Origin of the sequence: Streptomyces pyxinae (assembly GCF_024756275.1) — a bacterium.
In the GTDB taxonomy this organism is placed as follows: Bacteria; Actinomycetota; Actinomycetes; order Streptomycetales; family Streptomycetaceae; genus Streptomyces; species Streptomyces pyxinae.
Map to the genome: position 1 here is coordinate 217,842 of NZ_JANUGQ010000009.1, position 18,854 is coordinate 236,695.

11 protein-coding genes, 2 pseudogenes and 1 CRISPR repeat array are annotated in these 18,854 nt (G+C 73.7%); of the genes and pseudogenes, 4 read left to right on the top strand and 9 right to left on the bottom strand.

Annotation, left to right across the window (positions count from 1 at the left end; genetic code table 11):
• Positions 1 to 137 precede the first annotated feature (137 nt).
• The 7 genes and pseudogenes from NX801_RS13510 to NX801_RS13540 all read right to left on the bottom strand — a co-directional run bounded on the left by NX801_RS13510 (position 138) and on the right by NX801_RS13540 (position 12,688).
• A complete protein-coding gene (locus tag NX801_RS13510; RefSeq protein WP_258787871.1) occupies positions 138 to 896 on the bottom strand; it encodes an SDR family oxidoreductase in 759 nt (252 codons plus the stop codon).
• A 317-nt stretch (positions 897 to 1,213) separates the two neighbouring features.
• Positions 1,214 to 2,818, bottom strand: coding sequence for a phosphoglycerate dehydrogenase (gene serA / locus NX801_RS13515; RefSeq protein ID WP_258787873.1), 1,605 nt, complete (start codon positions 2,816 to 2,818; stop codon positions 1,214 to 1,216).
• Positions 2,819 to 3,436: 618 nt separating this feature from the next.
• Positions 3,437 to 4,438 (bottom strand): ketol-acid reductoisomerase, encoded by a 1,002-nt coding sequence (gene ilvC / locus NX801_RS13520; protein WP_258787875.1) that lies wholly within the window; start codon positions 4,436 to 4,438, stop codon positions 3,437 to 3,439.
• A gap of 223 nt (positions 4,439 to 4,661) precedes the next feature.
• A complete protein-coding gene (gene ilvN, locus NX801_RS13525; protein WP_258787877.1) occupies positions 4,662 to 5,186 on the bottom strand; it encodes an acetolactate synthase small subunit in 525 nt (174 codons plus the stop codon).
• Between the two features lie 29 nt (positions 5,187 to 5,215).
• Entirely contained in the window at positions 5,216 to 7,075 is a 1,860-nt protein-coding gene (locus tag NX801_RS13530) for an acetolactate synthase large subunit (protein ID WP_258787878.1), read from the bottom strand.
• Between the two features lie 671 nt (positions 7,076 to 7,746).
• A pseudogene (locus NX801_RS13535) lies at positions 7,747 to 10,554 on the bottom strand (putative bifunctional diguanylate cyclase/phosphodiesterase); the annotation flags it as partial.
• A gap of 1,183 nt (positions 10,555 to 11,737) precedes the next feature.
• Positions 11,738 to 12,688, bottom strand: a complete 951-nt coding sequence (locus NX801_RS13540; protein ID WP_258787880.1) for a 2-hydroxyacid dehydrogenase — start codon at positions 12,686 to 12,688, stop codon at positions 11,738 to 11,740.
• A 74-nt stretch (positions 12,689 to 12,762) separates the two neighbouring features.
• On the opposite strand from NX801_RS13540, the gene NX801_RS13545 reads away from it, so the two are divergent.
• The 3 genes and pseudogenes from NX801_RS13545 to NX801_RS13555 all read left to right on the top strand — a co-directional run.
• Positions 12,763 to 14,025 carry an aldo/keto reductase gene (locus NX801_RS13545; protein WP_258787882.1) on the top strand — a complete coding sequence of 421 codons (1,263 nt, stop codon included), beginning with the start codon at positions 12,763 to 12,765 and terminating at the stop codon, positions 14,023 to 14,025.
• 307 nt (positions 14,026 to 14,332) lie between these two features.
• Positions 14,333 to 15,484, top strand: a complete 1,152-nt coding sequence (locus NX801_RS13550) for a PQQ-dependent sugar dehydrogenase (RefSeq protein WP_428986137.1) — start codon at positions 14,333 to 14,335, stop codon at positions 15,482 to 15,484.
• A 22-nt stretch (positions 15,485 to 15,506) separates the two neighbouring features.
• Positions 15,507 to 15,632: pseudogene (locus NX801_RS13555) on the top strand (DUF6191 domain-containing protein); the annotation flags it as partial.
• 77 nt (positions 15,633 to 15,709) lie between these two features.
• On the opposite strand, the gene NX801_RS13560 reads toward NX801_RS13555, so the two are convergent.
• The gene (locus NX801_RS13560) at positions 15,710 to 16,555 is read right to left on the bottom strand and encodes an SDR family oxidoreductase (protein WP_258787884.1); all 846 of its coding nucleotides are present in this window, start codon (positions 16,553 to 16,555) and stop codon (positions 15,710 to 15,712) included.
• A 137-nt stretch (positions 16,556 to 16,692) separates the two neighbouring features.
• The gene (locus tag NX801_RS13565; protein WP_258787885.1) at positions 16,693 to 17,253 is read right to left on the bottom strand and encodes a GNAT family N-acetyltransferase; all 561 of its coding nucleotides are present in this window, start codon (positions 17,251 to 17,253) and stop codon (positions 16,693 to 16,695) included.
• A gap of 321 nt (positions 17,254 to 17,574) precedes the next feature.
• Here NX801_RS13565 and NX801_RS13570 point away from each other — a divergent pair, with 321 nt between their 5' ends.
• Entirely contained in the window at positions 17,575 to 18,102 is a 528-nt protein-coding gene (locus NX801_RS13570; RefSeq protein ID WP_258787909.1) for a GNAT family N-acetyltransferase, read from the top strand.
• Positions 18,103 to 18,323: 221 nt separating this feature from the next.
• Positions 18,324 to 18,657: direct repeats of the CRISPR family, unit length 29 nt; unit sequence GGGTCCATCCCCGCGTGTGCGGGGAGCAG.
• Positions 18,658 to 18,854: the final 197 nt, after the last annotated feature.

Genomic DNA, 18,854 nt, shown 5'->3' on the forward strand with positions numbered 1-18,854 from the left:
GGAGCGCGCCGCGGCGCCGACGCCCGCCGGTCGCGCCCCCGTGTCCGCCGTCACGGTAGGACCGGCGCCCCGCCACCGGCCCGGGCTTCGCGCGTTCCGTTACCTTCTTGTCACCCTCCGTCGGAGGCGGGGCGGGGTCAGCGCACCGTGTAGCCGCCGTTGGCGAAGATCGTCTGACCGGTGATCCACCAGCCGTCGGTGGCCAGGAACCGCACCAGCGGTGCGATGTCCTCGATCCTGGTGAGCTGATCGCCCAGCGCCTGCGACTTGTGGAACTCCACTCGTTCGGGTGTCTCCTGGCCGTAGAAGAACGGGGTGTCCATCGGCCCCGGCGCCACGCAGTTGACGGAGATCCCGCGCCCGGCGAACTCCTTGGCGGCCGCCCGGGTGAAGTGCTCCACCGGCGCCTTGAGCCCGGCATAGGTGGAGTAGCCGTCGGTGAAGGCGGCGAGCAGCGAGGTGACGACGCTGATCACCTTGCCGTGGTCGTCGACGTGCTTGCCGGCCTCCCGGATGAAGAAGTACGCCGCCTTGGCGTTGACGGCCGCCATCCGGTCGTACTCCTCCTCGGTCGTCTCCACGATGGGCTTGCGGAGGACCATCCCGGCCGTGTTCACCGCCACGTCGATGCCGCCGAACTCCTCCCGGGCGGTCGTGAAGAGCCGCTCGACCTCCGCCACCCGGGTGAGGTCGCCCTGGACGGTCAGCGCCTGCCCGCCGGCCACCCGGACCGCGTCGGCGGTCTTCTCGGCGTCGGCGGCGGTGGCGTCGGAGTGGTAGTGGATGACGACCCGGGCCCCGTCGGCGGCGACGGTGGTGCTGATGAGGCCGCCGAGGTTCTTGGCGCCCGCGCCGACGAGGACGGTCTTGCCGGAGAGCGAGTGCTGCGCGGTCATGGTGCTGTTCCCTTCGAGCCGGGGATCTCTGAGGCGCGCCCCGCCCGGCCCGCGCCCGGACCCGCGCTCCTTGCACCTTCCGGCGATTCCGGCGCCTTCGCATCACGAACCCGGGCGTCTTCGCGTCACGGACTCCGGGCTCCCTGGCATCGCGAACCCGGGCCCGGGCGCCTTCGCCTCACCGGCCCGGGGGCTGCCGCCCCGTCCGCCGGGGGCCGTCACCCCGCAGGGGCGGGCACGGCCCCGGGCACGCCCCGGGCACGGCAGAGGCCGGGTGCGGAAGTCCGCACCCGGCCTCTGCCGACAGCCGCCCCGGGTCAGTCGGCCAGGTTCACCGAGCGGGCGGAGGTGGCGCCGACCTCGGCGGTCAGCTCGGCCAGGACCGGCGGCGGGACGGTGTCGTCCACGGTGAGGACCGCGAGCGCCTCGCCACCCTCCTCCAGCCGGGAGACCTGCATGCCCGCGATGTTGAGGCCCGCCTCACCCAGGATGCGGCCGACGGTGCCGACGACGCCCGGGCGGTCCTCGTAGCGCAGCACCACCATGTGGTCGGCGAGCGCCAGGTCCACGTCGTAGTCACCGACGGCGACGATCTTCTGGAGGTTCTTGGGGCCGGCCAGGGTGCCGGAGACCGCGACCTCCTCGCCGCCGGCCAGGGTGCCGCGCACGGTGACGACGTTCCGGTGGTCGGGCGACTCGCTGGAGGTGGTGAGCCGCACCTCGACACCGCGCTCCTGGGCGAACAACGGGGCGTTCACATAGGACACGGTCTCGTCCACCACGTCCTCGAACACGCCCTTGAGCGCGGAGAGTTCGAGCACCTTCACATCGTGCTGGGTGATCTCGCCGTACACCTCGACGTCCAGCCGGACCGCGACCTCGCCCGCCAGCGCGGTGAAGATCCGGCCCAGCCGCTCGGCCAGCGGCAGCCCCGGCTTGACGTCCTCCGCGATGACTCCGCCCTGGACGTTCACCGCGTCCGGGACCAGCTCGCCGGCGAGGGCCAGCCGCACCGAGCGGGCCACCGCGACGCCCGCCTTCTCCTGGGCCTCGTCGGTGGAGGCGCCCAGGTGCGGGGTGCAGACGACCTGGTCCAGCTCGAAGAGCGGGGAGTCGACGCAGGGCTCCTTGGCGTAGACGTCGAGGCCGGCGCCGGCGACCCGGCCCTCCTTGAGCGCCGCGTACAGCGCCTCCTCGTCGACGATGCCGCCGCGCGCCGCGTTGACGATCCGCACCGTGGGCTTGACCTTGTGCAGCGCCTCGTCCCCGATCAGGCCCAGGGTCTCCGGGGTCTTCGGCAGGTGGACGGTGATGAAGTCGGCGGTCTCCAGCAGCTCGTCCAGCGAGAGCAGCTTGACGCCCATCTGCGCGGCGCGGGCCGGCTGGACGTACGGGTCGTAGGCGACGACCTTCATGCCGAAGGCCGACATCCGCTGGGCGACCAGGATGCCGATGCGGCCGAGCCCGACCACGCCGAGGGTCTTCTCGCTCAGCTCGACGCCGGTGTACTTGCTCCGCTTCCACTCGGCGTTCTTGAGGGCGGTGTTGGCCTGCGGGATGTTCCGCGCGGTGGCGATCAGCAGGCCGCAGGCCAGCTCGGCGGCGGTGACGATGTTGGAGGTCGGGGCGTTAACCACCATCACACCGGCCTTGGTGGCGGCGGAGACGTCCACATTGTCCAGGCCCACCCCGGCCCGGGCGATGACCTTCAGCTTCCGGGCGGCGGTGATGGCCTCGGCGTCGACCTTGGTGGCGGAGCGCACCAGGATCGCGTCCACGTCGGCGATGGCGGGGAGCAGCGCGCCCCGGTCCGCGCCGTCGCAGTGCCGGATCTCGAAGTCCGGGCCCAGGGCGTCCACGGTGGCGGGCGACAGCTCTTCGGCGATGAGTACCGTGGCTTTTCGACTGGGGTACGAGCTCACGTGGGTCCTCACAAGTCCTGTGCGGACGGCCGTCCCGACGGCCGCAGGCGGTGGAGGGGCTAGCCGCGTGGAAGACGCACGACGCTGTGGGCCTGACGCGTATGTGTTCAGCAGTGTAGTGCGGCCACCGGTCATCTTTTCCGCCCTCGCGGAAGGATCACCCGTCCGGGTTGGCCGACCCGGCCAACCCACCGACCCCACCGGCCCCGGACCGGGTCCCTCCGGTCAGGACGGCGCGGGGCAGGGCCGGGTGGCGGGCAGGAGCCGGGCGTGCCGGCCCCGGGTCGTACGGGCCCCGGGCCCCGGCCCACGGCGGGCCCGCGACGGGCGGCCGGCGGCACGCACGGCGCGGCCCCGGGCAGGGCGGCAGCCTCAGGCACCCGGCGGGCCCGAGGCGGGCGGTCAAGGGCGGGCACGGAGCGGCCGGGGCCGGGCGCGCCCCCGGCCCGGATCGTACGGCTCCCGGGCCACGGCGCGCGCCGGACCCGTGACGGTCGGCCGGCGCCGGGCACGGGGCGGCGATGGGCAGAGGCCGCCCCGTGGGCCGGGCGCGGGGGCCGGGCACGGGGCGGCGGCCCGGGAGGAGGTCCCGGGCCGCCGCCCGCCGAGCCGGACGGCTCAGAGCTCCTCGTCGTCCACCCAGCTCATGAGCTTGCGCAGTTCCTTGCCGGTGGTCTCCAGCAGGTGCTCGGAGTCCTGGGTCTTGTACTCGTTGTACTTCTTCAGACCGCCGTGGTACTCCTCCATCCAGTTCTTGGCGAAGGTGCCGTCCTGGATCTCGCCGAGGATCTTCTTCATCTCGGCCTTGGTCTGGTCGGTGATGATCCGGGGGCCGGTCACGTAGTCGCCCCACTCGGCGGTCTCGGAGACCGACCAGCGCATCTTCTCCAGGCCGCCCTCGTACATCAGGTCCACGATCAGCTTCAGCTCGTGGAGGCACTCGAAGTACGCGATCTCCGGCTGGTAGCCGGCCTCGACCAGGGTCTCGAAGCCCGCCTTGACCAGCGCGGCGGTGCCGCCGCACAGCACGGCCTGCTCGCCGAAGAGGTCGGTCTCGGTCTCCTCGGTGAAGGTGGTCTTGATGACCCCGGCGCGGGTGCCGCCGATGCCCTTGGCGTACGAGAGGGCCAGCGCGAACGCGTTGCCGGTGGCGTCCTGCTCGACGGCCGCGATGCACGGCACGCCGCGGCCCTCCTCGTACTGGCGGCGGACCAGGTGGCCCGGGCCCTTGGGGGCGACCATGGCGACGTCGACACCGGCCGGCGGCTTGATGAAGCCGAAGCGGATGTTGAGGCCGTGGCCGAAGAACAGCGCGTCGCCGTCCTTCAGGTGCGGGGCGATCGACTCCTCGTAGACCTGGCCCTGGATCGGGTCCGGGACCAGGATCATGATGACGTCGGCCTCGGCGGCGGCCTCGGCCGGGGTGGTCACCCGCAGGCCCTGCTCCTCGGCCTTGGCCCGGGACTTCGAGCCCTCGTGCAGACCGACGCGGACGTCGACGCCGGAGTCGCGGAGCGACAGCGCGTGGGCGTGACCCTGGCTGCCGTATCCGATCACCGCGACCTTGCGGCCCTGGATGATGGACAGGTCTGCGTCGTCGTCGTAGAACAGCTCGGCCACTGGGATTTCTCCTTGTTACGGGTCTCACCGGGTTGTGCCGGTGTGCCTCCCACCGTACGGCGGAGGCGGAGGTGGTTCGGGAGGGACGGGGAGTCACGGAGGTGACGGGGGCGGGTGGTTCGGACCGTGCGGGCTGTTCGGACCGTTCGGACCAAGCGGCCGTTCGGACCGTTCAGGCCGTTCGGACCAAGTGGCCGTTCGGACCGTCCGGGCCGGGGGCCGTTCAGGCCGAGCGGTCGAGCGCCCGCAGCGAGCGGTCCGTGATGGACCGGGCGCCGCGCCCTATGGCGATCGTGCCGGACTGGACGAGCTCCTTGATGCCGAACTGCTCCAGCATCTTGAGCATCGCCTCCAGCTTGTCGGTCGAACCGGTGGCCTCGATGGTGACCGCCTCGGGCGAGACGTCCACGGTCTTGGCGCGGAACAGCTGGACGATCTCGACGATCTGGGAGCGGGTCTCGTTGTCGGCGCGGACCTTCACCAGGACGAGCTCGCGCTGGATCGCGGCGCCGGGCTCGAGTTCGACGATCTTCAGGACGTTCACCAGCTTGTTGAGCTGCTTGGTCACCTGCTCCAGCGGCAGGTCCTCGACATTGACCACAATGGTGATGCGGGAGATGTCGGGGTGCTCGGTGACACCGACGGCGAGCGAGTCGATGTTGAAGCCGCGGCGGGAGAAGAGCGCGGCGATCCGGGCGAGGATGCCGGGCGTGTTCTCGACCAGGACGGAGAGCGTGTGCTTGGACATGGGCTCGTTCTCTCTCACTCTCGCTGTCTTCAGTCGTCCGCGTTGTCACCGAAGTCGGGGCGGACGCCGCGCGCGGCCATCACCTCGTCGTTGGAGGTGCCGGCGGCGACCATCGGCCAGACCATGGCGTCCTCGTGGACGATGAAGTCGACCACGACCGGGCGGTCGTCGATCGCGTTCGCCTCGGCGATGACCTTGTCCAGGTCCTCCGGGCGCTCGCAGCGCATCGCCACGCACCCCATCGCCTCGGCCAGCTTCACGAAGTCCGGGACCCGGGTGCCGGCGCTCGGCTCCCGGCCGGTGGCGCCGGGGCCGGAGTGGAGCACGGTGTTGGAGTAGCGCTGGTTGTAGAAGAGGGTCTGCCACTGGCGGACCATCCCGAGGGCGCCGTTGTTGATGATCGCGACCTTGATCGGGATGTTGTTCAGGGCGCAGGTGACCAGTTCCTGGTTGGTCATCTGGAAACAGCCGTCGCCGTCGATGGCCCAGACGGTCCGGTCCGGGCGGCCCGCCTTGGCGCCCATGGCGGCCGGGACGGCGTACCCCATGGTCCCGGCGCCGCCGGAGTTGAGCCAGGTGGCGGGGTGCTCGTAGTCGATGAAGTGGGCGGCCCACATCTGGTGCTGGCCGACGCCGGCGGCGAAGACGGTGCCCTCGGGGGCGAGCTGTCCGATGCGCTGGATGACCTGCTGGGGGGAGAGCGAGCCGTCGCCGGGCTGGTCGTAGCCGAGCGGATAGGTCTCGCGCCAGCGGGAGAGGTCCTTCCACCAGGCGCTGTAGTCGCCGCGGTGGCCCTCGCTGTACTCCAGCTGGACGGCCTGGACCAGGTCCGCGACGACCTCCCGGGCATCCCCGACGATCGGCACGTCGGCGGTGCGGTTCTTGCCGATCTCGGCCGGGTCGATGTCGGCGTGGACGACCTTGGCGAACGGCGCGAAGCTGTCCAGCTTGCCGGTGACCCGGTCGTCGAAGCGGGCGCCGAGGGCGACGATCAGGTCCGACTTCTGGAGCGCGGTGACGGCGGTGACCGAGCCGTGCATCCCGGGCATGCCGACGTGCAGCGGGTGGCTGTCGGGGAAGGCGCCGAGCGCCATCAGGGTGGTGGTGACCGGGGCACCGGTCAGCTCGGCCAGCACCTTCAGCTCGGCGGTGGCGCCGGCCTTGAGGACGCCGCCGCCGACGTACAGCACCGGCCGCTTCGACCGGACGATCAGCTTGGCCGCCTCGCGGATCTGCTTGGCGTGCGGCTTGGTGACCGGGCGGTAGCCGGGCAGGTCGGTGACCGGCGGCCAGCTGAAGGTGGTCCGCGCCTGGAGGGCGTCCTTGGCGATGTCGACCAGGACCGGTCCGGGGCGGCCTGTGGAGGCGATGTGGAACGCCTCCGCGATGGTCCTCGGGATGTCCTCGGCCCTGGTGACGAGGAAGTTGTGCTTGGTGATCGGCATGGTGATGCCGCAGATGTCCGCCTCCTGGAAGGCGTCCGTGCCGATGGCCTTGGAGGCGACCTGACCGGTGATCGCGACCAGCGGGACCGAGTCCATGTGGGCGTCCGCGATCGGGGTGACCAGGTTGGTGGCGCCGGGGCCCGAGGTGGCCATGCAGACGCCGACCCGGCCGGTGGCCTGCGCGTACCCGGTGGCGGCGTGGCCCGCGCCCTGCTCGTGCCGGACCAGGACGTGGCGCACCCGGGTGGAGTCCATCATCGGGTCGTACGCGGGGAGGATGGCGCCGCCGGGAATGCCGAACACCGTGTCGGCGCGGACCTCTTCGAGAGAGCGGATGAGGGACTGCGCACCCGTGACGTGTTCGACGACGGTGGGGGGCGTGCCGCCGGTACGGGCCCGCGGCTGCGGATGGTGGGCCCCGGGGGCCTGCTCGGTCATCGGCATTCTCTTCTCGAAGCTGAGGGTTGCGCGGGGTCCCGCGCGGTGGTGCGGGGCCCTCGCGTTCTCGCGAGGCTTTCGCGAGGGGTCTCACGAGGTCGGTCGGTCCGGCACCCCGGGGGTGCCGGTGCAACAAAAAACCCCTCGTGCCGTGAGGCAAGCGAGGGGAGCGCGTCGGGGGAGGTCAGCGGGGCCGTGACGGGCCCGCTTCAGCCGACGCGCTTTCCAAGTACGAGAATTCGGGTGCGCATGGCAATGACCCTCCCCCCGGCGCGCCCTCAGTGTCAAGTGGGTGGGACGCGCGTCTCATCATGTGAGCGCAGGGGTGGCGGACCCGAACCGTTTCCGGTCAGACCCGCGCTCGTTCCGGTCAGACCCGTTCCCGTCAGACCCGCTCCGCTGCCGGTGCGTCCGCCGCCCGTCAGCGCCGCGCCCGCGCCCGGACGGCCGGGGCCCTTGCCCCCGAGCCCCGGGGCCGGCCCGCCGCCCGTCAGACCCGCGCCCGGCAGGCCGCCGCCCGGCCGCCCGGCGCCGGCCCGCCCGGAGCCCGTACGGCCCGCTCCGGCGCCCGCCAGACCGCCGCCCGCCGTCAACCCGCCGCCCGCAGCCAGTCCGCCGCCCGCGGCCAGTCCACCCGCCGCACTCAGACCGCCCCCCGCGGCCAGTCCGCCGCCCGTGCCGCTGAGGACCGGCAGCGGCACCGGCTCCGCCCCCACGGCGGGGAGCACATGCCGGGCCAGGGCGCGGCGCAGCCGGTACTCGTCGAGCGGCCCGCAGAAGGCCATGCCCTGGGCGTGGGTGCAGCCCATGGCCCGCAGCGCGGCGACCTGTTCCGGACGGTCCACCCCGTCGGCCACCGACTCCATGCCGAGGTCCCGGGCGATGCGCAGCAGACCGCTGGTGATCTTGTGCTGACGGGCCGACTCCACCACCCCGTCCACCAGGCTCCGGTCGAGTTTCAGGATGTCCACGGGGAGCCGGCGCAGGGCGTTGACGGCGGCGTATCCGCTGCCGAAGCCGTCCAGCGCGATCCGCACGCCCAGCCGGCGGAGGGCGACCAGCCGCCGCTCCAGTTCGTCGAACGGGATCCGGGGGTCGCTGTCCGAGAGCTCCACGATGAGTGCCCCGGAGGGCAGCCCGTGCTCGGTGAGCAGCGCCTCCACGGTGGAGAGCGGCATGGAGCGGTCCAGCAGGGCGCGGGCCGAGAGCCGGACGGTCACCGGCGCCCGGTGACCGAGCCGGCCCCGCTCGGCGGCCTGCGCCACCGCCTTCTCCAGCAGCCAGCGGCCGAGGTCGGCGGCGCGCTCGCCGTCCTCGGCGGAGCGCAGGAACTCGGCGGGGGTGAACAGGATGCCCTGCGCGGAGCGCCAACGGGCCTGCGCGGCGACGGCGGCGATCCGGCCGGTGGCCAGGCTGACCACCGGCTGGTGGAGCAGCGCGAACTCGCCGTCGTGCAGGGCGGTGCGCAGCCGGGCGGTCAGCTCGGTGCGGCGGGTGACCTCGGCCTGCATCTGCGGGGCGTACAGCTCGACCCGGTTCTTGCCGCCGGCCTTGGCGCGGTACATCGCCAGGTCGGCGTTGCGCAGCAGGTCGCCGGCGCTGATGCCGGGCTCCGCGAAGGCCACGCCGATGGAGGCGGCGACCCGGACCTGGCGGCCGTCGATCCGGTACGGCTGGGAGAGCGTGATCCGCAGCCGGTCGGCGATCTCGTGCACCTGCACCTCGCGGGCGGCCTGCTCCCGGCCGCCGTCACCGAGGATGAGCGCGGCGAACTCGTCGCCGCCGAGCCGGGCGGCGGTGTCCCCGGCACGCACCGACTCCTGGAGCCGGCGGGCGGCCTGGATGAGCAGCTCGTCGCCGGCCTGGTGGCCGAGGCGGTCGTTGACGCCCTTGAAGCCGTCCAGGTCGATGAAGAGCACCGCGGCGCCGGAGTCGCCCGCGCGCCGGCCGCTGAGCGCCTGTCGGACCCGCTGGGTGAAGAGCGCCCGGTTGGGCAGGTCGGTGAGCGGATCGTGCTCGGCGCTGTGCTGGAGCTGCGCCTGGAGGCGGACCCGTTCGGTGACGTCCCGGCTGTTGAGGATCAGTCCGCCGTGGTGGCGGTTGACGGTGGACTCGACATTGAGCCAGTCGCCGGTGCCGGAGCGGAACCGGCACTCGATCCGGGTGGTCGGCTCGTCGGCCGGCGCGGCGGCCAGGAAGCGGCGCACCTCGTGGACGACGCCGCCGAGGTCGTCGGGGTGGATCAGGTCGGCCAGCTCGGTGCCGACCAGTTCGTCGGCGTCCCGCCCGTACACCCCGGAGGCGGCCGGGCTGACGTACCGCAGCACGCCGTCCGGCGCGGCGATCATGATGACATCGCTGGAACCCTGCACCAGGGAGCGGAAGTGGTTCTCCTTCTGGGCCAGTTCCTGGGTGAGGGCGATGTTGTCGACCAGCATGATGCCCTGCCGCATGACCAGTGCCAGCACCACCGTGCAGCCGGTGAAGAGCACCACCCGGTCGACGCTGCGGTCCTCGATCACGTTGTACAGGATCCCGAGGGTGCAGACCGCGGCGGCGAGGTACGGCGTGAGCGCGGCGAGCGATCCGGCGATGGGCCTGCTGGGCGACCGGGGCCCGCGCGGCGGTACGGCGTACCCGGCGCGGCGGACGCCCCAGGGCGCGTACGCCAGCAGCAGCGAACCGGCGAACCAGCCGGCGTCCAGCAGCTGGCCGGAGGAGTAGTGCTCCCGCAGCAGCGGCGAGGTGAAGAGCGCGTCACAGAGCACGGTGAGCGCGAGGGCGCCGATGGCGGTGTGCACGGCGGAGCGGTTGGCCTGGGTGCGCCGGAAGTGCAGCGCCAGGACCATGCTGACCAGCACGATGTCCAGCAGCGGATACGCCAGCGAGAGCGCCGCCCGGGCCACGCTCTCACCCCCGGCGTCGGCCGCGTGGGCGAGCGCCAGGCTCCAGGAGAGGGTCAGCAGCGAGCCGCCGATCAGCCAGGCGTCCAGCCCCAGACAGACCCAGCCGGCCCGGGTGACCGGCCGCTTGGCCAGCACCAGCAGCCCCACGATCGCGGGCGGCGCGAAGAGCAGGAAGAACAGATCCGCGACGGAGGTGCCCGGCACCTCACGGTCGAGCACCACCTCGTACCAGCCCCAGACGCCGTTGCCGCAGGCCGCCATGGCCGACGAGAAGGCGAACAGCAGCCAGGCGGGCCGGAATCCGCCGCTCCGCCGCCGCGCGTACAGGAAGCACGAGACCGAGGCGATCAGCGCGGCCAGGCTGAGCCCGAAGTCGCCCATCACCAGGGCGGTCCGGCGGGAGCCCCAGCCGAGCAGGGCACCCAGCGCGTACCCCCCGCAGGCGAGGGCGAGCAGCAGCTGCACGGCCGGACCACCGGTCCGCCGGGGCGCCACCGGGGCGCCCCGGCCGCCGTGGTCCACGACCGGTCCGGGCCCGGCGACGGGCCGGCGCTCGACGAGCATGCCGGGGGCGCTCACCGGACCGCTCCTCGCGGCGTGACCGTCGGCGGACGGTGCGGCCGGAGCCTGGCCCCGGGCCGGAACTCCTGCCGGAGCCCGGGCCGGAGTCCGCGCCCCTGCCGGATCCGGAGTCCGCGCCGGCGGAGTCCCTGCCGGAGCCGGAGAAGTGCCGGAGCCCGCCGCGACGACCCCGAGGGTCGCTGTCGGCCGCCTCGCCGCGTCGGAACTGTGGTCCATCGACCGTGCATCACCCGTCGCCCCCCTCGGATTCTGATCGGTACTCACATCGCTCCCCTGCGCCGGCCCTGTGCTCGACGCGTCCCCCCAGATCGGGACGATACACCAGGATCGTCACGGAGGGACAGGGGTGCTCTACGCTCCGTGACGATCATCGTCATTACTGGCGCGTATAGCGCCCGACCTGCTGCGGAGCGTGTTCGAAGGGTGATGTGGACCTTGGTCGCGCGGGCGGCCGTCCCCGCCCCGGGACGGTCCGTCACCCGGTCGGGGAGCCCCGGAACGACCCCCGCCCGGGCCCCCGGAACCGCCCGGAATTCCGCCCCGGGAAGCGTTCGGAGAGTCGTCCGGGAGCGCCGTCGGGGAGCCGTACCGGCGAGACCTCCGGCGCCGCCGGGCGCTCCCGGGAAACGGCCTCCGGAGATCACCCGCAGGGGGGTGGACCCGGACGTCCGGCCGGGCCGGCGCCCCGGGCAGGCGTACGGCTGCGGGCCGCCGCCGGGGGCCGGACGACCCGGGCACGGCCTCCCGCCGGAACGGACCGGGCGGACCGGGCCCGGATCCGGCCCGGCACGAGGGACCTGGCGGACCGGGGCCACGCCGGTGCGACGGGCCGGGCGGACCGCCGGGTACGGGCTCCCGCCGGGGACCGGGCGGACCGGCCACGCGCACGGGCCCGGGCCACGGGGGCGGACCGGCCGGTCCAGGTACGGGTCCCCGCCCGGGACCGGCCGGTCCGGGTACGGGCTCCCGCCGGCGGCCGGGCGGACCGGCCACGCGCATCGGCCCGGGCCACGGGGGCGGACCGGCCGGTCCGGGCAAGGATCCCCGCCCGGGGCCGGGCGTTCCCCGTACGGGTCCCCGGCCGGGGCCCGACGACCCGGGTACGGGTTCCCGCCGGGGCCCGGGCGGGCCGGGCGCGTGCCCGGAGCCGGGCCGCCGCGCGGGGCCGGGGGCCCCGGGGTCAGCCGGTCGTCAGGACCACGTTCCGCAGGGATTCCCCGGCCGCGAACCGGGTCAGCTGGTCGGCGATCAGCCGCTTGGCGCGGGGCATGAAGGCGGATGTCGAACCTCCGACATGAGGGCTGATCAGCACACCGGGGGCGTGCCACAGCGGATGGCCGGCGGGCAGTGGTTCGGGGTCGGTCACGTCCAGCGCGGCGGTGATCCGCCCGGTGGCCGTCTCGGCGAGCAGCGCCCCGGTGTCCACCACCGGGCCGCGCGCCATGTTCACCAGCAGCGCGCCGTCCTTGAGGCGCTTGAGGAACCCGGCGTCCGCGAGGTGGTGGGTGTCCGGGGTGAGCGGGGTGGAGAGCACCACCACATCGGCCTCCGGCAGCAGCTCCGGCAGCTCGGTGAGCGCGTGCACCGGGCCGCGCGTGGAAGCGCGGGCGGAGCGCGCGACGCGCATGACCCGCGCGCACTCGAAGGGCGCGAGCCGGTCCTCGATCGCGGCGCCGATGGAGCCGTACCCGACGATCAGCACCGTGCGGTCGGCCAGCGCCGGGTAGAAGCCGGCCCGCCACTCCTCGCGCTGCCGGCCCTCGACGAAGCCGGGGATGCCACGCAGCGAGGCCAGGATCAGGGCGAGGGTGAGTTCCGCCGTACTGGCCTCGTGGACGCCCTTGGCGTTGCAGAGCGCCACGCCCGGCGCCAGCCGTCCGAGGCCGGGGGTCACATGGTCGGTCCCGGCGGAGAGCGTCTGCACGACCCGTACCGAGGCCATCCCGCCGAGCGGCCGTACCGCGATCTCCGAGCCCTTCATATAGGGGACGACGTAGAAGACACAGTCCGCCGGGTCGGCCGGCAGCTCGGCGCCGCCGTCCCAGAGGCGGTAGGTCCAGCCGTTCGCGGCGGGGTCGGGCAGGCCGGGTATCTCGTCGGCGGGGATCGGGAGCCATACATCAGCGGTCATGGTCTGGAGGCTATGACAAGGAGTGGGTGCCGCATTGGTTAGTTTGGGGGACGGCACTGGGAGGGGAACGGCAGTTGGAGCGCAGGAACATCGGGGCGACGGCGCTCGCAGTCGGTGCCGTCGGGCTGGGCTGCATGCCGATGAACTGGGCCTACACCACCTCCGAGCAGCGCGGTGACCGTTCGCTGCGGGCCGTGCACGCGGCGCTCGACGCGGGGGTGACGCTGCTGGACACCGCCGACATGTACGGGCCGTTCACCAATGAGCTGCTGCTCGGCCGGGTGCTCAAGGAGAGACGCGCCGACGCCTTCGTGGCCACCAAGTGCGGGCTGCTGGTCGGGGACGGCCATGTCGTCGCCAACGGCCGGCCGGGCTATGTCCGCCGGGCCTGCGACGCCTCGCTGCGGCGGCTGGGCACCGAGGTGATCGACCTCTACCAGCTGCACCGCGCCGACCCCGAGGTGCCGGTCGAGGAGACCTGGGGCGCGATGGCCGAGTTGGTGACGGCCGGCAAGGTTCGGGCGCTGGGCTGGTGCGCGGTGGGGGCGCGCCCGGCGCGCCGGGGCGGCGCGGTGTTCCCCGCGCCCGGGCGCGGCACGGTCCGCCGGAGCCCGCTGTTCCGCCGGGCCGCCGGTACGTCCCCGGGTACGGCCGCGGCCCCGGGTACGCCCCGGGGGGCGCACAGCGCGCCGGGCACCGTCCGGGTGCCTCCGGGCGCCGGTCGTACGGCTCCGGGCGCCGCCACCGGCACGGCTCCCCGGGCCGCCCCGGCGGGTCCCGGGCCGGGGCCGGTACCGGGGTCGGTTCCGGGGCTCCCGGTCGCGCCGGACGTCTTCGACGGAACGATTCGCCAGCTCGAACGGGTCCAGCAGGTGTTCCCGGTCAGCGCCGTCCAGGCCGAGCTGTCCGTGTGGTCGCCCGAGGCGCTGGCCCGGCTGCTGCCCTGGTGCGCCTCCCGGGGCGTCGGCTTCCTGGCCGCCATGCCGCTCGGCAACGGCTTTCTGACCGGGACGCTCACCCCGGGCGGCGGCTTCGAGCCCGACGACCCCCGGGCGCGCCATCCGCGCTTCACCGCCGAGATGATGGCCGCCAACCAGCCCCTGGTGGCCGGCCTGCGCCGGGTGGCCGAGCGACACGGCGGAGCGGCGGCCGGGGTGACCCCGGCGCAGGTCGCGCTCGCCTGGACCCTCGCCCAGGGCCCCCAGGTGGTGCCCGTGCCGGGGACGAAGCGCGCGCACTGGGCGGTGGAGAACGCCCGGGCGGCCGGCCTCGCCCTGACCGCCGGCGACCTGGCGGAGATCGCCGCCCTGCCCCCGGCCCGCGACTCCTGGGACTGAGCCCCGGGGGCGCCGAGTGCCCCCGGTGTTTCCGGACGTTCCCGGGACGGAACCGCTTTCCGGTGCGGACGGGCCCCATGTGGCCGGAGTGTGCGGCAACCTGGAAGACGACGGCCCGGTCCGTGCGGGGACGGGTCCGCGCGGACCCCGGGCGGGGCGGCCGAGCCGAAGGCGGTCCTGTTCGCCCCGGTCGGGGACGGCACCCGTCCCCGCACCGTACGGGGGTCCCCCGGCCCCGGCCCGTACCCGGTCACCGACACAGCCCAGCCAGGTCCCACCCCGCCCCCTCCCCGAAGGGATCGAAACCGTGCGACGTCCCGCTCTCGTGATCGCCTCGGCCGCCGCCGCGCTGCTGCTCACGGCCGGCTGCTCGGCGGACGGCGGGGCACCGGCCCCGGCCGCCCCCGCGTCCCCCGGCTCCCCCGTCGCCTCCTCGGCCGCGCCCTCCCCCTCCGCGCCGCCCGCCAAGGGCTCGGTACGGGTGGCCGCCACGCTCACCGAGGGGCTGAAGTCGCCCTGGGGCGCCGCCCTGCTCCCCGACGGCGACCTGCTGGTCTCCTCCCGCGACGAGGCCACGATCACCCGCGTGGACACCGAGAGCGGCAAGCGGACCTCGCTCGGCACGGTCCCGGGCGTGGCCCCGGCGGGCGAGGGCGGGCTGCTGGGACTCGCGGTCTCCCCCTCGTACGCCTCCGACCACCAGGTGTACGCCTACTTCACCACCGAGTCCGACAATCGCATCGCGCGTCTGCTCTACGACGAGCGCAAGCCGGCCGGCCGGCAGCTCGGCGCCCCCGACACGATTCTGCGCGGCATCCCCAAGGGCACCGTCCACAACGGCGGCCGGATCGCCTTCGGGCCCGACCGGATGCTGTACGCGGGCACCGGGGAGACCGGCGACCGGGGGCTGGCCCAGGACAGGGCGTCACTGGCCGGCAAGATCCTCCGGATGACCCCGGACGGGCAGCCGGTGCACGGCAACCCGTCCGCCGACTCGGTCGTCTACTCGTACGGCCACCGCAATGTGCAGGGCCTCGCCTGGGACGGGCAGAGGCGGCTGTGGGCGGCCGAGTTCGGGCAGGACACCTGGGACGAGCTCAATCTGATCGAGCCGGGGAAGAACTACGGCTGGCCGGTGGCGGAGGGCCGGGCGGGCAAGCCCGGGTACGTCGATCCGGTGGCCCAGTGGAAGACCGCCGACGCCTCCCCGAGCGGCATCGCCTGGGCCCGGGGCTCCATCTGGATGGCCGGGCTGCGCGGCGAGCGGCTGTGGCGGATCCCCCTGGCGGGTACGGAACCGTCGGCCGCCCCCCAGCCGTTCCTCCAGGGCAGGTACGGCCGGCTGCGCACGGTACTGGCGGCGGGCGGCGCCGGGCTCTGGCTCGTCACCGGCGAGACCGACGGCCGGGGCACCCCCGGCGCGGGTGACGACCGCATCCTCCGGCTGGCGGTGACATGAGAGGCGGTACCCGATGTGGTCCATGCTGGAGGAACTGTTCGCACCCGGCCGCAAGCACGCCCACGACGAGCGCCGGCGCCTCGCGCTCACCCGTGACGAGCCCGGTGACACGGACCCGGCACGGGGCCCGACAGACCTCTCCTCCGGCCGCGTCACCCTCCGCGTACCGCCGTCCCCGCCATCGGCGGACAGCGCGCGGCCGGACGGTGAGGCGAGGGACAGCACTCAGGACTGGACGGCCGTCCCCGGCCGGATCTCGTACGCCTTCTGTACGAGCGCGGGCCGGCGCCCGTCGTTGAGCCGCCGCTCCCACTGTCCGTCGGCCTGCTCCCGGACCTGGGCCGCCATCTCCTCCGGGAGCACATGCCGGTAGCGGTCGTCCTCCCCGAGCAGCACCCGCACCGTGCGCTCATAGACCGGCTCGGGGTCGTACTGCTCGTGCGGAAAGGCGAGTCCGGCGTAGTCGAAGAGGCGCTCCGCGGGGTCGTCACGCCACTCCTTCCACGTCTCGAACATGGTGTCGTTGAAGCCCGTGAGGAAGGGACCCGGGTTGATCGTGGCGACGGTGACGCCGAACTCCGCGAGCTCCTGGTCGAGCGCGTCCGCGAACGCCTCGACGGCGTGCTTGGAGGCCGAGTAGGCGCCGGTGAACGGGTCCGTGGTGAGCCCGGCGACCGAGGACATGAAGACGATCCGGCCGCTCCGGCGTGCCGCCATCCGCCGGGCGATGCCCCGGGTGAGCAGGACCGGTCCGAAGACGTTGACCTCGAACTGCCGGCGCAGCCGCTCCTCGGGGATGTCGGCGGTGGCCCCGCCCTCGGAGACCCCCGCGTTGTTCAGCAGGACCTCCGCCTCCCAGGACCAGGCGTGCTCCCGGTCGCCCGGGTCGGTGACGTCCAGCTTCTCGACCCGCAGCTCGGCGCCCCGCTCCCGGGCCTCGGCGCGGAGCGGGCCGACCTGGGCGATGATCTCCACGCCCGCGATCACCTCGTGCCCGGCCGCCGCGAGCCGCAGGGCGACCTCCTTGCCGAAGCCGGTGCCCGCGCCGGTGATGAGAATGGGTCCCGCCATGTCCGTGCCGCCCTTCCCGCCGCTGACCGTCCGGGGCGGCACCCGTGGCCGCCCCCGGGACCGACCCTAGGCACCCGGCGGCCGGTGCGCCGCCGCTCCCGGGCACCCGGGTGACCCGGCGGCCGGGTCACCGACCGTCATGCCCGGCCCTTCAGCTCCCGCCACTCCGGGGCCAGCACCGACCAGACCTCCATGTCCTGCCGGACGCCCCGGTGCAGGTAACACCCGCGCCGGGTGCCCTCCTTGGTCATCCCGACCCGCCGGGCCACCGCGATGCTGGCGGCGTTCTCCGCGCCCGCGACCCACTCGACCCGGTGGATGCCCCGGACCTCCACGGCCCAGTCGATGAGCACCCGCACCGCCCGGGTGACCAGCCCCCGCCCGGCCGCGGCCGGCTCCAGCCAGCACCCCGCCTCGGCCGTCCCGTGCGCCACGTCGAACGTCACGAAGAGCACCCCGCCCACCAGCGTCCCGTCCAGCCAGATCCCGTAGATCCGCGCCTCGTCGGCGGCGGCCTTCTCGGCGAACCGCTGCAGCAGGGCCCGCGACGACTCCAGGTCGTGGCACGCGTCCGCCAGCCCCACATACCGCCCGATGTACTCCCGCCCCCGCTCCAGATGCGCGAAGTACTCCTCCGCCTGCCACGGCTCCAACGGCCGCAGCTCCGCCCCGTCCTCCCCCAACGAAACCCCGAACACCCGCTGCCCCATCCCTCTCGTCATCCCGGCCCGGCGCCCCGCGCCCTCCCGGCTCATCTCCCCGGATACTCCCATGCGGCGGCCGAGCTCCCCCTCGCGCGCGGAGAATGCGAAGAGCCCACCCCGTTGTGCGCCTGCGGAGCCAGCGTCACCGCGCGCTCCAGGTCTCCGGCTGAGCCGGCCGACACACAGGCCGTCATCACATTGGCCACAGCCCAGCCCGGCTGTACGGCTGAAATTGGAAGTCTCGACCTCCACCCTCGCTGCCACAGCACCTCTGTAGACCAGCTTCCACCGCCCAGGAGCAGACCGGTGTACCTCATGCGTCCGGCCGCACCCGCCGATGGTCCCGCCGTCCGTACGCTCATCCTGGCCCGCTCCACCTGGCTGGAGGAACGGCAGCTGCCCTCGTGGCGAGGCAGCGCGGACGACGTGGCCGGGCAGACCGAGAACAGCGACGGCTCGATGTGGGTCCTCACCGACGACGAGACCGGCCGGGTCATCGGCTGCACCACCATTCAGCAGGCCACCCCGCCGTGGGGCTGGACCGCACAGGAACTCGACGAGCCCGCTGACTACCTGTACACGACCGTCACCGACCCCGCCGACCGTACGCACCGGCCCGGAACCCTGATCGCGCTGTGGGCTGTTGACCGGGCAGCCCACACGGGGCGGACGTGGGTACGCCGGGGGTGCGTGTTCCCTGGCTTGGTGCGCTACTACGAGTCGCAGGGCTTCGCCGTCGTCCACGAAGTCCAGCGCACCCGAAACCGCTTCTACCTCATGGCCCGCAAGGCCGAGGTACTGCCCGAGATCATGACGGCTGTCCGCACCTGGGAGCCGAGCTGACCTCCGCGTGAGTCGATGGAGGGCTCACCTGCGTTCAGCCTGGTAGAGATCGCCAGCGGCGCCGCAGCCATCGCCGTGTTGGCCGGACGGGTCGTCGGTGTTCTGCGGGCCGGCGTACAAGGCCAGTCGGGTCGGTGTCGGCGCCGCAGAGCACCACGCATATCTTTCCGCGCGCAGCGCGAGGAGCAGGATCCGCCCACCGCGTCGAACTGGCGGATGGCCGGTCCATCCCCGCGTGTGCGGGGAGCAGTGTTGAGAGGCCGTCAGAGCGCTCGGGGGAGGGGGTCCATCCCCGCGTGTGCGGGGAGCAGAGGAGCTCGCTGGTGCCGACGAGCCGGTCCGGGGGTCCATCCCCGCGTGTGCGGGGAGCAGCGCCTCGCGGTACGCCGCGACCGACCCGGCCCGGGTCCATCCCCGCGTGTGCGGGGAGCAGGTCCATCAGGCGCGCGGGCCCACCAGACGGGTGGGTCCATCCCCGCGTGTGCGGGGAGCAGTCGATCGCCGCGCTGGACGTGTCGACGGAGGAGGGTCCATCCCCGCGTGTGCGGGGAGCAGAGTAGGTGACCTGCGGCTTTCATGGCCTGGCGGACGAGTTCCAACCACTTCCAAAGAAACCGGCATTTAGAGCATTCGGTAATTTCCCTTGCTCAGCGGGGCGCTTTCTGTGCAGCCGCACCGGCATCAAGCTGAGACGGGCACGGCAGTGGCGGGAATCCTCGGCACCCCGAAGAGGTCGGCATCAGATGGCTTCG

Coding starts and splice junctions, on each gene's coding strand:
- NX801_RS13560 (WP_258787884.1), bottom strand. CDS start 16,555: ATGGCGGGACCCATTCTCATCACCGGCGCGGGCACCGGCTTCGGCAAG.
- ilvN (WP_258787877.1), bottom strand. CDS start 5,186: ATGTCCAAGCACACGCTCTCCGTCCTGGTCGAGAACACGCCCGGCATC.
- NX801_RS13530 (WP_258787878.1), bottom strand. CDS start 7,075: ATGCCGATGACCGAGCAGGCCCCCGGGGCCCACCATCCGCAGCCGCGG.
- NX801_RS13570 (WP_258787909.1), top strand. CDS start 17,575: ATGCGTCCGGCCGCACCCGCCGATGGTCCCGCCGTCCGTACGCTCATC.
- NX801_RS13540 (WP_258787880.1), bottom strand. CDS start 12,688: ATGACCGCTGATGTATGGCTCCCGATCCCCGCCGACGAGATACCCGGC.
- NX801_RS13510 (WP_258787871.1), bottom strand. CDS start 896: ATGACCGCGCAGCACTCGCTCTCCGGCAAGACCGTCCTCGTCGGCGCG.